General features: G+C 52.3%; 16 protein-coding genes. 9 read left to right on the top strand and 7 right to left on the bottom strand.

Features of this window, described 5'->3' with window-relative positions; all coding sequences use genetic code 11:
- The first annotated feature begins 37 nt into the window (after nt 1–37).
- The 4 genes from oppB to oppF are packed head-to-tail and all read left to right on the top strand — an operon-like array spanning nt 38 to nt 3,907.
- Nucleotides 38–958, top strand: a complete 921-nt coding sequence (gene oppB / locus ACFX4O_RS08150) for an oligopeptide ABC transporter permease OppB (RefSeq protein WP_131409378.1) — start codon at nt 38–40, stop codon at nt 956–958.
- Between the two features lie 14 nt (nt 959–972).
- Nucleotides 973–1,881 (top strand): oligopeptide ABC transporter permease OppC, encoded by a 909-nt coding sequence (gene oppC, locus ACFX4O_RS08145; RefSeq protein ID WP_131409380.1) that lies wholly within the window; start codon nt 973–975, stop codon nt 1,879–1,881.
- A gap of 11 nt (nt 1,882–1,892) precedes the next feature.
- Nucleotides 1,893–2,906, top strand: a complete 1,014-nt coding sequence (locus ACFX4O_RS08140) for an ABC transporter ATP-binding protein (protein WP_131409382.1) — start codon at nt 1,893–1,895, stop codon at nt 2,904–2,906.
- Complete coding sequence (gene oppF, locus ACFX4O_RS08135) at nt 2,903–3,907, top strand: murein tripeptide/oligopeptide ABC transporter ATP-binding protein OppF (protein WP_131409384.1); 1,005 nt, start codon at nt 2,903–2,905, stop codon at nt 3,905–3,907. Before ACFX4O_RS08140 ends, oppF begins: the two co-directional genes overlap by 4 nt.
- 57 nt (nt 3,908–3,964) lie before the next feature.
- Here oppF and ACFX4O_RS08130 read toward each other — a convergent pair whose 3' ends face one another.
- On the bottom strand, nt 3,965–4,294 hold the full coding sequence (locus ACFX4O_RS08130) for an HI1450 family dsDNA-mimic protein (RefSeq protein ID WP_016495844.1): 330 nt from the start codon (nt 4,292–4,294) through the stop codon (nt 3,965–3,967).
- A 30-nt stretch (nt 4,295–4,324) separates the two neighbouring features.
- Nucleotides 4,325–5,785 (bottom strand): cardiolipin synthase, encoded by a 1,461-nt coding sequence (gene cls, locus ACFX4O_RS08125; protein ID WP_131409386.1) that lies wholly within the window; start codon nt 5,783–5,785, stop codon nt 4,325–4,327.
- Nucleotides 5,786–5,924: 139 nt separating this feature from the next.
- Between cls and ACFX4O_RS08120 the strand changes: the two genes are divergently transcribed.
- The 3 genes from ACFX4O_RS08120 to ACFX4O_RS08110 all read left to right on the top strand — a co-directional run bounded on the left by ACFX4O_RS08120 (nt 5,925) and on the right by ACFX4O_RS08110 (nt 7,141).
- Complete coding sequence (locus ACFX4O_RS08120) at nt 5,925–6,098, top strand: YciY family protein (protein WP_017457170.1); 174 nt, start codon at nt 5,925–5,927, stop codon at nt 6,096–6,098.
- A gap of 65 nt (nt 6,099–6,163) precedes the next feature.
- Nucleotides 6,164–6,784, top strand: a complete 621-nt coding sequence (locus ACFX4O_RS08115; protein WP_380207999.1) for a LysE family translocator — start codon at nt 6,164–6,166, stop codon at nt 6,782–6,784.
- 18 nt (nt 6,785–6,802) lie between these two features.
- The gene (locus ACFX4O_RS08110; RefSeq protein ID WP_380207998.1) at nt 6,803–7,141 is read left to right on the top strand and encodes an SMR family transporter; all 339 of its coding nucleotides are present in this window, start codon (nt 6,803–6,805) and stop codon (nt 7,139–7,141) included.
- Between the two features lie 366 nt (nt 7,142–7,507).
- Here the strand turns inward: ACFX4O_RS08110 and ACFX4O_RS08105 are convergent, their stop codons facing one another.
- On the bottom strand, nt 7,508–7,804 hold the full coding sequence (locus ACFX4O_RS08105; RefSeq protein ID WP_131409392.1) for a YciI family protein: 297 nt from the start codon (nt 7,802–7,804) through the stop codon (nt 7,508–7,510).
- Nucleotides 7,805–8,024: 220 nt separating this feature from the next.
- On the opposite strand from ACFX4O_RS08105, the gene tonB reads away from it, so the two are divergent.
- Nucleotides 8,025–8,738 carry a TonB system transport protein TonB gene (gene tonB, locus ACFX4O_RS08100; RefSeq protein ID WP_380208057.1) on the top strand — a complete coding sequence of 238 codons (714 nt, stop codon included), beginning with the start codon at nt 8,025–8,027 and terminating at the stop codon, nt 8,736–8,738.
- Between the two features lie 26 nt (nt 8,739–8,764).
- On the opposite strand, the gene yciA is transcribed toward tonB, so the two are convergent.
- From yciA to ACFX4O_RS08080, 4 genes are all read right to left on the bottom strand, one after another.
- Nucleotides 8,765–9,163, bottom strand: coding sequence for an acyl-CoA thioester hydrolase YciA (gene yciA, locus ACFX4O_RS08095; RefSeq protein WP_131409396.1), 399 nt, complete (start codon nt 9,161–9,163; stop codon nt 8,765–8,767).
- A gap of 100 nt (nt 9,164–9,263) precedes the next feature.
- Complete coding sequence (locus ACFX4O_RS08090) at nt 9,264–9,806, bottom strand: septation protein A (RefSeq protein WP_016495852.1); 543 nt, start codon at nt 9,804–9,806, stop codon at nt 9,264–9,266.
- 51 nt (nt 9,807–9,857) lie between these two features.
- Nucleotides 9,858–10,601 (bottom strand): YciC family protein, encoded by a 744-nt coding sequence (locus tag ACFX4O_RS08085; protein WP_131409398.1) that lies wholly within the window; start codon nt 10,599–10,601, stop codon nt 9,858–9,860.
- Between the two features lie 24 nt (nt 10,602–10,625).
- Nucleotides 10,626–11,030: a YkgJ family cysteine cluster protein gene (locus ACFX4O_RS08080; protein WP_380207997.1), complete on the bottom strand. Its 405-nt coding sequence runs from the start codon at nt 11,028–11,030 to the stop codon at nt 10,626–10,628.
- A gap of 281 nt (nt 11,031–11,311) precedes the next feature.
- On the opposite strand from ACFX4O_RS08080, the gene ompW reads away from it, so the two are divergent.
- Entirely contained in the window at nt 11,312–11,947 is a 636-nt protein-coding gene (gene ompW, locus ACFX4O_RS08075) for an outer membrane protein OmpW (RefSeq protein WP_131409402.1), read from the top strand.
- Nucleotides 11,948–12,007: the final 60 nt, after the last annotated feature.

The following is a 12,007-nucleotide window of genomic DNA, read 5'->3' as shown; positions in this document are numbered from 1 at the left end:
GAGAATGTGTAAAAGGCACAGCCAGAAGGTACGGGCAATGTTGAAATTTATCCTACGTCGCTGTCTTGAAGCGATCCCAACACTTTTCATTCTTATTACCATCTCGTTCTTTATGATGCGTCTCGCGCCGGGAAGTCCATTTACCGGTGAACGTGCGCTGGCGCCAGAGGTCATGGCGAATATTGAAGCGAAATATCATTTAAACGACCCGATCACCACGCAATATTTCAGTTATCTGAAACAGCTGGCGCATTTTGATTTTGGGCCGTCATTCAAATACAAAGACTACACGGTGAATGACCTGGTAGCGGCAAGCTTCCCGGTTTCCGCAAAATTAGGTGCGGCGGCGTTTATTCTTGCGATTGTCTTTGGTGTTACGGCCGGTGTTGTCGCCGCGCTTAACCAAAACACCAAATGGGACTATACGGTGATGGGGCTGGCAATGACCGGGGTTGTTATTCCAAGCTTTGTTGTCGCGCCGCTATTGGTGATGATCTTTGCCATCATACTGAAGTGGCTGCCAGCGGGCGGCTGGAACGGCGGGGCGTTGAAATTCATGATCCTGCCGATGGTGGCGTTGTCTCTGGCCTATATCGCCAGCATTGCACGTATCACCCGTGGTTCGATGATTGAAATTCTGCACTCCAACTTTATCCGCACAGCGCGTGCGAAAGGGTTGCCGATGCGCCGAATCATTTTCCGCCATGCGCTCAAACCTGCGCTTTTGCCGGTACTCTCCTACATGGGGCCTGCGTTTGTCGGCATCATTACCGGCTCAATGGTTATTGAAACCATTTATGGTCTGCCGGGTATCGGCCAGCTGTTCGTTAACGGCGCGCTGAACCGCGATTATTCGCTGGTGTTGAGTCTCACTATTCTGGTCGGCACGCTGACTATCATGTTTAACGCGATTGTTGATGTGCTGTATGCCGTTATCGATCCGAAGATTCGTTATTAATACTGGAGTTCGCCATGATGTTAAGTAAGAAAAACAGCGAGGCGCTGGAAAACTTCAGTGAGAAACTTGAAGTCGAAGGACGAAGCCTGTGGCAGGACGCACGCCGTCGTTTTATGCATAACCGTGCTGCGGTGGCAAGCCTGGTCGTATTACTGCTGATAGCTCTGTTTGTGACGCTGGCACCGATGTTGTCGCAGTTTAGTTATTTCGATACCGACTGGGGAATGATGTCGAGCCAGCCGGATATGGAGTCCGGTCACTATTTTGGTACTGACTCTTCCGGGCGTGACCTGCTGGTACGTGTGGCAATCGGCGGACGTATCTCGCTGATGGTCGGTATTGCCGCCGCGCTGGTGGCCGTTATCCTGGGGACGCTGTACGGTTCACTTTCCGGCTACCTCGGCGGTAAAACGGACTCAGTGATGATGCGTTTGCTGGAGATCCTCAACTCCTTCCCGTTTATGTTCTTCGTGATCCTGCTGGTGACGTTCTTTGGGCAAAACATTCTGCTCATCTTTGTCGCTATCGGTATGGTTTCCTGGCTCGATATGGCGCGTATTGTCCGTGGCCAGACCTTAAGCCTGAAACGTAAAGAGTTTATCGAAGCAGCGCAGGTAGGCGGGGTTTCTACCGCTAATATCGTTGTGCGCCACATTGTGCCAAACGTGCTGGGCGTGGTGGTGGTGTATGCCTCACTGCTGGTGCCAAGCATGATCCTGTTCGAATCCTTCCTGAGCTTCCTCGGCCTGGGTACCCAGGAGCCGCTGAGCAGCTGGGGCGCGCTGTTAAGCGATGGCGCGAACTCAATGGAAGTGTCGCCGTGGTTGCTGCTGTTCCCGGCAGGTTTCCTGGTTATCACTTTGTTCTGTTTCAACTTTATCGGCGATGGCCTGCGTGATGCCCTCGATCCGAAAGACCGTTAAGGAGCGCGGTTATGAGCATAACTGAAACCTCATTCGCGTCGGCGACGCAGCAGCAATCCAATCTCCTGCTGGACGTGAAAGATCTGCGTGTAACCTTCCAGACCCCGGATGGTGATGTCACGGCGGTTAATGACCTGAACTTCTCGCTGCGGGCCGGTGAAACGCTGGGAATTGTAGGTGAATCGGGTTCCGGCAAGTCCCAGACCGCGTTTGCGCTGATGGGTTTACTGGCGACAAATGGGCGTATTGGCGGTTCGGCGACCTTCAACGGCAAAGAGATCCTCAATCTGCCGGAGCAGGCGTTGAACAAACTGCGCGCAGAGCAGATCTCGATGATTTTCCAGGACCCAATGACCTCGCTGAACCCGTATATGCGCGTTGGTGAGCAGTTGATGGAAGTTCTGATGTTGCACAAAGGCATGAACAAAGCGGAAGCATTTGAAGAGTCCGTCAAAATGCTAGACGCTGTAAAAATGCCGGAAGCGCGTAAACGCATGCGCATGTATCCGCACGAGTTTTCCGGTGGTATGCGCCAGCGTGTGATGATTGCAATGGCGTTAATGTGCCGACCAAAACTGCTGATTGCCGATGAACCGACCACCGCGCTGGACGTGACCGTACAGGCGCAGATCATGACGCTGTTGAACGAGCTGAAACGCGAATTCAACACCGCCATTATCATGATCACCCACGATCTGGGCGTCGTTGCGGGTATCTGCGACAAAGTGCTGGTGATGTACGCTGGCCGTACCATGGAGTATGGCAAAGCGCGCGATGTGTTCTACCAGCCATCGCATCCGTACTCTATCGGCCTGCTGAACGCGGTACCGCGCCTCGACACGGAAGGCGATGCGTTGCTGACGATTCCAGGCAACCCGCCGAACCTGCTGCGTCTGCCGAAAGGCTGTCCGTTCCAGCCGCGCTGCCCGCACGCGATGGAAATCTGTAACAGTGCTCCACCGCTGGAGGAGTTTGCCCCGGGCCGTTTGCGCGCCTGCTTTAAATCGGTGGAGGAACTGGTATGAATACCGCGATTGACGAGAGAAAAGTGCTGCTGGAAATCGCCGATTTGAAGGTGCATTTCGACATCAAAGACGGCAAACAGTGGTTCTGGCAACCGCCGAAAACATTGAAAGCGGTTGATGGCGTTACGCTGCGACTGTACGAAGGGGAAACCCTCGGCGTAGTGGGCGAATCCGGTTGCGGTAAGTCGACTTTTGCTCGCGCCATCATTGGCCTGGTGAAAGCCACCGATGGAAAAGTGGCCTGGCTGGGTAAAGATCTGCTGGGCATGAAGCAGGAAGAGTGGCGCGCTGTACGCAGTGATATTCAGATGATTTTCCAGGACCCGCTGGCATCACTGAACCCACGTATGACCATTGGTGAAATCATTGCCGAACCGCTGCGCACCTATCATCCGAAAATGTCGCGCCAGGAAGTGCGCGATCGCGTTAAGACGATGATGATGAAGGTGGGGTTGCTGCCGAACCTGATTAACCGCTATCCGCACGAGTTCTCCGGTGGCCAGTGTCAGCGTATCGGTATTGCCCGCGCGCTGATCCTCGAACCGAAACTGATCATTTGTGATGAACCGGTTTCTGCACTGGATGTCTCAATCCAGGCGCAGGTCGTTAACCTGCTGCAACAACTGCAACGTGAAATGGGGCTGTCGCTGATCTTTATCGCCCACGACCTGGCGGTAGTGAAGCATATCTCCGACCGTGTGTTGGTGATGTACCTCGGTCATGCTGTGGAGCTTGGCACCTATGACGAGGTGTACCAGAACCCGCTACACCCGTATACCAAAGCGCTGATGTCGGCGGTGCCGGTTCCGGACCCGGATCTGGAAAAGAACAAGACGATACAGTTGTTGGAAGGGGATTTGCCGTCGCCAATCAACCCGCCGTCGGGCTGCGTGTTCCGTACTCGCTGCCCGATTGCCGGGCCTGAGTGCGCGCAGACGCGTCCGGTGCTGGAGGGCAGCTTCCGTCATGCGGTCTCTTGCCTGAAAGTCGACCCGCTATAGTCCACGCATAAAAAAGGGCTGACAATTGTCAGCCCTTTTTCTTTTTTCTTTCCGCGCTTATTCGCGCCAGAGAATATGGCAAAGTTTGTGATCTTTTTCGCGGCACAGTAATACGCGTGCGAAGATGTCATTGATTTCGCCGCCATCGGTATCCGCAAGGCCAATGACCACTTCAGCGAAGAAGTCCGGGTTTAAATCGTAATCCACATGTTCCTGCCAGTCTTCGCCCGGATCAAACAACTCAGCGCCGCCACGCTCTTCAAACTGTAAGTTGAAAAGAATGATGTCCGCCGGGTCAAGGTTGTCCGCTGCAAGTTCGAGGAAGATGTCGTAGGCCTGCTCAAGGGTTTCGTCTTCGGTCAGGCGATTATTCAGATCCATTTCCATGATTACCTCTTCACGTCTGTTGGGCACGTTTTACAGCAACGGGCTGAAGAAGTAAAACAGTCGTTCAGCAATGCGATGCCAGAACGGCCGTTTTACCCACAAACGCGCATCAAGTAAGCGGGAGCGGGAGATGTAATCATCCTGGACGGCCGCCAGATCGCCACCAAAACCGGCATCGTCAATCACCAGTGTGATTTCGAAATTCAGCCACAGGCTGCGCATATCCAGATTTACGGTGCCGACCAGGCTCAGTTCGCCATCCACCAACACACTTTTGGTATGCAACAAACCGCCTTCGAACTGGTAAATCTTTACGCCTGCGGCCAGCAGCTCGCCAAAAAATGCCCGGCTGGCCCAGCCGACCAGCAGCGAATCGTTTTTACGCGGCAGAATAATACTCACGTCCACCCCGCGCTGTGCCGCCGTACAAATCGCATGCAGCAGATCGTCGCTGGGCACAAAGTAGGGTGTGGTCATAATTAAATATTCGCGTGATGCGTAGACGGCCGTCAGCAATGCCTGGTGGATCAGATCTTCCGGAAACCCTGGACCGGAAGCAATGGTGTGAATGGTGTGCCCGCTGGCCTCTTCGAAAGGCATGATGTTGGCGTCAGGTGGCGGGGGAAGAATGCGTTTTCCAGTTTCTATCTCCCAGTCGCAAGAGTAAACAATCCCCATTGCTGTGGCGACCGGGCCCTCCATGCGCGCCATCAAATCGACCCATTGCCCGACGCCAGCATCTTGCTTAAAGAAACGCGGATCGACCAGATTCATGCTGCCAGTGTAGGCAATGTAATTATCAATCAACACGATTTTTCGGTGCTGGCGTAAATCCATGCGGCGCAGAAAGACACGCATTAAGTTCACTTTCAGCGCCTCGACCACTTCAACCCCGGAATTTCGCATCATGGTTGCCCACGGGCTGCGGAAAAACGCCACGCTGCCGGCAGAATCCAGCAGCAGGCGACAGTGTACGCCGCGGCGCGCTGCGGCCATTAACGATTCGGCCACCTGATCCGCCATACCGCCGGGTTGCCAGATGTAAAACACCATCTCGATATTGTGACGGGCGAGCTGAATATCACGGATCAATGACTGCATCACATCATCGGTCGAGGTGAGTAACTGCAACTGATTGCCCTTAACTCCGGCGATCCCCTGGCGTCGCTCACATAACTTGAAAAGAGATGACGCAACGCCGCTGTTTTCGGTTGCAAAAATATGTTTGAAATTTTTCAGGTCATTCAGCCACTTAGCGGTAGAAGGCCACATGGCGCGGGCGCGCTCGGCACGACGTTTCCCAAGGTGCAGTTCGCCAAGCGAAAGATAGGCGATGATCCCAACCAGCGGCAGGATGTAAATCACCAGTAACCACGCCATTGCAGAAGTGACAGCGCGGCGTTTCATCAATATGCGCAGTGTTACACCCGCAATCAGTAGCCAGTAACCCAAGACAATCAGCCAACTCATTACCGTGTAAAAAGCGGTCATAAATAAAAATCCTTTTAAAAACTGTATTTGATGAGTGTACGCATCCGCATTCATCTGGCAAATAAAAACGCCGAAAAGCGCTGGCCTGGCGAAGTTGACGGACTATAATGGCGTTTCTGTTAAGTAGTGAGTTGTAAAAATGAAGCGTAGTCGAACGGAAGTGGGGCGCTGGCGTATGCTGCGGCAGATGAGCCGCCGTAAAGCGCGCTGGCTGGAAGCGCAATCACGTCGCAATATGCGCATCCACGCCATCAGGAAATGTGGCGTGAACCGTCATCGTAATGTGCTGTTATTCGCTATTTACGATCTTTAATATCCGGGCACCGAACAGGTGCCCGCGATCGTTTCTGGACGTAATGTTAAAGAAGGAGTCGCAGTATGTCGGTAATGGATAGTCTGTTGGCTTTTACCTTCGCCGCCACGCTTTTGACATTAACGCCGGGGCTGGACACGGCGCTGATATTACGCACCGCGACAGTTGAAGGTCGCAAAGAGGCTTTCAAAGCACAGATGGGAATCAACACCGGTTGTCTTATCTGGGGAGCAATGGTGGCGTTTGGTCTGGGTGCGCTGATCGCGGTGTCTGAGCTGGCGTACAGCATCCTGAAGTATTGTGGCGCAGCCTATTTATGCTGGTTGGGTCTGAATATGTTGCTGCGTCCGCGCAAATCGTTTTCTGCGGTGGGCGCAAGCGAAACGAAATCGCAGAACTGGTTTCTCAAAGGGATGTTCGGCAACGTGCTCAACCCGAAAGTGGGCATTTTTTATGTCTCATTTCTGCCGCAATTTATCCCGCAGGGACAACCGCTGATAGTCTGGACCTTTGGCCTGGTTTTTATTCATCTTTTACTGGGCACCTGTTGGTCGACGCTGCTTATTTCCGCCATGCGCCCGTTGTCATCATTCCTGCGTAAAGAAAAAGTCATATGCTGGATGGATCGTTGCACAGGGATGGTCTTTTTGCTGTTTGCCACTCGTCTGGCGCTCAGTAAACGTTAATATTGTCCGGTAACCCATATGAACAAAGAAGCCTTTATTTTTCTCGGTATTGCCATTGTGATGGAAGTTATTGCCACAACGGCGCTGAAATCTTCCGACAGTTTTACTCGTTTGTTACCCGGCATTATCAGTATCGCCGGGTATTGCATTGCGTTCTGGTGCCTGACAATTACTATGCGCACTATTCCGACCGGGGTGATTTATGCCATCTGGTCAGGTGCCGGTATTGTGCTGATAGGTATTGCTGGCTGGCTAGTACACGGGCAAAAACTGGACATGCCAGCAATCATGGGAATGGGGTTAATTATTGCCGGGGTGGCGGTTATTAATCTTTTTTCCAAAAGTGTTGGGCATTAAATAATGAAACACCAGGGGAATATTCGGTGGTGATCACTCTCTATTATTTCCCCTGGTTTTCATGATGAGTTATTGCTCGTTATGAGCATTCCCGGCAAGTGAAGCGGGAGTAAGGCGTTTAAATCGGGATAGTTGTGACGATTTATGTTCACAGAGTTTTATTCCCGCAGTGTGCGAACGCAGACCTCGTTGCTCCGCCTGCGATGAATATTTCGATACGGATCGGGCATATCTGCTGGTGGCGGGCAATTGCGTTAACATCAGCAATTTATGTAAGCGCGGAATTCACCAGCCGGATGCTGAAATGCTGCCTGGTTCTGAAGTGGTCAGTACAGTAAAAGACCCGCCTTGGCGGGTCTTTTCTTTTTAGAATACTTTCTTGAACGGTTTCACCGTCACGTTCTGATAAACCCCGGCAGCGACGTAGGGATCGGCTTCTGCCCAGAACTTTGCCGCTTCCAGCGATTCAAACTCAGCAATCACCGTCGAGCCAGTGAAACCCGCAGCCCCAGGATCGTTGCTGTCGACAGCCGGCATTGGACCAGCAGTCAGCAGACGGCCTTCATCGCGCAGTAGCTGCAGTCTCGCCAGATGGGCGGGGCGCACGGACAAACGTTTTTCGAGTGAGTCAGCAATATCTTCAGCAAAAATAACGTACAGCACGGGCAGAACTCCTCACAGATAAGAAAGCCATACCCTATGTGAAAGGCGAAACGACTGCAATGTAAAGATGGTAATGGCCGTAACATACATGCAATGTATGCGGCTTTTTTACCCATTTAACGGATTAAATCGCCTGCGCATGTGATGGCTTGTTGAATATGATTGCTATTTGCATTTAAAATCTAGCTCTGGTTTTTTAACTGACGCGATTATGACTTCAATGACCCTTGATTTACCTCGCCGCTTTCCCTGGCCGACGCTATTGTCTGTCGGTATTCATGGAGCCGTCGTGGCGGGTCTGCTCTATACATCGGTACATCAGGTTGTTGAACTGCCCGCACCTGCGCAACCCATTTCGGTCACTATGGTGGCGCCTACCGATCTGGAACCTCCTCAGGTGGCTCAACCGCCGGAGCCGGTCGTTGAGCCCGAGCCGGAACCCGTTCCTGAGCCACCGAAAGAAGCGCCAGTGGTGATTGAAAAGCCCAAGCCGCAGCCAAAACCCAAGCCGAAGCCAAAACCGGAGAAAAAGGTCGAGCAGCCGAAGCGTGAAGTGAAACCGGCAACACCGCAGCCGGCCTCACCGTTCCAGAATAACGCGCCCGCGCGACCGGTTACGAATCCGGCTCCGTCGACAGCTACCCAACCTGCGCCATCTGTTCCGGCTGGCCCGCGCGCGCTGAGCCGCAATCAGCCGCAATATCCGGCCCGTGCGCAAGCGCTGCGCATTGAAGGCCGGGTAAAAGTGAAGTTTGACGTCACCGCCGATGGCCGTGTTGAGAACGTCGAAGTGCTGTCGGCGCAACCGGCGAATATGTTTGAACGTGAAGTAAAAGCGGCAATGCGCAAGTGGCGTTATGAATCCGGGAAGCCGGGAACAGGATTAATCGTTAATGTCGTGTTCCGTCTGAACGGCGGTGCCTCAATGGAATAAAAAAGCCTCCGTAAGGAGGCTTTTTCTTAGGCCTGCGGTAACTGGCGCGGTTTGCCTTCATTATCGACTGCGACGTAAATAAACAGCGCTTCCGTTGCTTTATAACGCTGACCAATTGGCTCGGATGAGACCTTCTTCACCCACACTTCAATATTAATTGTCACTGAAGTGTTGCCCCGCTTAACACAGCGTGCATAGCAGCAGACAACATCACCCACCGCGACCGGGCGAAGAAAAGTCATGCCGTCAACGCGCACCGTCACCACGCGACCATGTGCAATTTCCTTGGCTTGTATTGCGCCGCCAATATCCATTTGTGACATTAACCAGCCGCCGAAGATATCGCCGTTGGCGTTGGTGTCTGCTGGCATTGCTAATGTGCGTAAAACAAGCTCTCCCTGGGGAGTGTCCTGAGGGGTTGTCATTGTTATCTCTTCTGCTATGAGGGATTTATGGCGGGATGCTACTACGAATGCGGGGCGTTCGGAAAGAAAAAAGCCAGGCGCGTTGGCCTGGCTTTCAGTCTCAGGATTTGTCGTCCTGCGCGGGCATGTGGCGGTAGATATAAACGCCGCTCAGCACGGTGAAGAGAAGCGTCAGCGCGGTTAAGCCAAACACTTTGAAATTCACCCAAATATTTTGCGGCAGCCAGAAGGCAATGTAGATATTCGCCAGACCACACAAAATAAAAAACAGCGCCCATGCGATGTTCAGTTTGCCCCAAACGGCTTCCGGCAGCGCGATCTCTTTACCGAGCATGCGCTGGATCAGCGGCTTTTTCATGACCCACTGGCTGAAGAGCAACGCTGCGGCGAACAAGGCGTAAATCACCGTCACCTTCCATTTAATAAACTCATCGTTATGGAAGAAAAGAGTCAGCCCGCCGAATACGGCGACCAGCACAAAAGTAATGAGTGCCATCTTTTCCACTTTGCGATAGCGCACCCAACTATAAATCAGCACGATAGCGGTCGCGATAATCAGCGCAGTGGTCGCCGCATAGATATCGTACAGTTTGTAAAAGGCGAAAAAGACCACCAACGGCAGAAAATCAAGAAACTGCTTCATTCTACGATTCCATCATAAGGGGTTGCCCACAGACGCAGGCAACCGGAACAATCACGAACGCATCAACATATAGAGGCGGAACAGATAAACCAGCAGCGCCGCTGAAATCAGGTTGCTCAGCGTATTGGCAATCACTTCACCACCTTCCACAGTGAACACTGCAAAGTTATGCGCGAACAGCAGCAGCAATGTTTTTGCCAGCAACCAACCTATTACCGCCGGAGCGACAAGACGCATATTCGCCCAGGCAAGGCGCATGCTGCTACGCATAGCGGCGAAAATCCCCATTTTATCCTGCACCAGTATCACCGGGGCGAAAGCGAGCAGGATCGCCAGAATGACGCCTGGGACAATCACAAACATAATGCCAATTTGCACGATAAAAGTGGTCAGCAGGATCAGTAAAAATAGCTTCGGCAACACTGGCGCGCTGGCGCCAATTGCCCGCAAAGCGCTGATGCGCTGACCCGCAGAAATCATCTGGATCATCAGCAGTACGCCACCGACGAGAATCGCATTGCCCACAAGCCCGGAAAATGTTGATGCCGCAGACGCTCGGAGCAGCACTTGTTGCTGCTCCGGCGTCATATTCTGCACCAGATCAAACAACCCGACGCTGCCGGCAAGATTATCCCCTTCACTTAAAATGGAGAGTTGCTCCTCACTGGGCTTAAAGGCACTGCCAAGCAAGAACGTGATCAACGCACAAAGTAAAGCAATCAGTAAAATGGTAACGAACTGATTACGAAAAAAATTCCCCGTGTCACGGTAAACGGACTTCGCCGTGATAGACATGCACTCTCCTTGAGTATGGCGGTGTTAAATTGCGGGCAATTGTACCCCGAATACACCCTCAGTGGCAGCATCGCTGCTTGTATGGAAAAGCATATCTTTGTAAAGAGGCGCTAAACCGTAGCGCGCACGAGCCCGATCGCAGGCTTCATTGACCTTTCCGTCTTCGCCGGACATGGAAAATTCACGGCAGGGCGACGGCCTGTTTGTATAAATACTGCAACTGGCCGACTCGCCGGGCGTACCTTGCAGCGCTGTACAGCGGCTCTGATTTTGATTGGTTCCGCTCATGCAGCGCAGAAATGGGGTTAGCGGCTCGGTGAGCTGAGCCGGGACAGGGCCTCCAGCATCATCCGCTTCTGCCCAATAGAAAGAGACTCGAAAATACGCACAACAGGCTCCGCACGACATGCACGGATTGATATCACTCATAACGCACCTGCACTTAACGACGCATCAACATACATTGTCAGGCCAATAAATTATCGCCGCCGCATAACGCACACAAGATAGGCGAGCGAGTATTTTTTTAACCATCTCACAAAGCGAAAATTGATTTAAATACAAAAGTTAATGAGTGTAACGAGCGGTGAAAATTAACCCAGATCAATGAATGTTAAATTACGGGGTTAAGTGTGATCCGTGTTGGATCACTTTGTACTCAGTTATAGGTATATTCACGGCGCGATAAAAACCTTAAACATGGAGTGGATATGAAGAAGTTAGCCGTGGCAGCATTGATCCTGAGTAGCCTTTCTACCGGTGTATACGCGCATGAAGCTGGCGAATTTTTCATTCGAGCCGGTTCTGCGACGGTACGTCCGACGGAAGGTTCAGATAACGTTTTAGGCGCTCTGGGCAGTTTTAATGTCAGCAATAACACCCAACTTGGTGTAACGATGAGCTGGATGGCGACCGACAACATTGGCGTTGAATTACTGGCCGCGACGCCATTTCGCCACCGCGTTGGTACCGGTCCAACCGGCGACATCGCCACTGTGCATCACCTGCCGCCGACATTAATGGCGCAGTGGTATTTTGGTGATTCACAGAGCAAACTGCGCCCATATCTTGGTGCAGGCGTAAACTACACCACTTTCTTTGATGAGAAATTTAACGATACCGGGAAAGCTGCTGGGCTGTCGGATTTGAGCCTGAAAGACTCCTGGGGCGTGGCGGGGCAAGCCGGTCTGGATTACTTAATCAACCGAAACTGGCTGATTAACATGTCAGTCTGGTGGATGGATATCGATACGGATGTGCGTTTTAAAGCGAATGGTGTGCAACAAAGCGTACATACTCGCCTGGATCCGTGGGTGTTTATGTTCTCTGCTGGTTATCGTTTTTAAGCGTATTGTGGAAACTGGTTTGTTAATAACCAGTTTCCACGCCTTCCCGCGTGTAATGGT

Origin of the sequence: Kosakonia sp. YIM B13571, assembly GCF_042788095.1 — a bacterium.
Taxonomy (GTDB): domain Bacteria; phylum Pseudomonadota; class Gammaproteobacteria; order Enterobacterales; family Enterobacteriaceae; genus Kosakonia; species Kosakonia quasisacchari.
The sequence above is the reverse complement of the archived record's forward strand: the minus strand, read 5'-3'. Positions and strand labels throughout refer to the sequence as shown.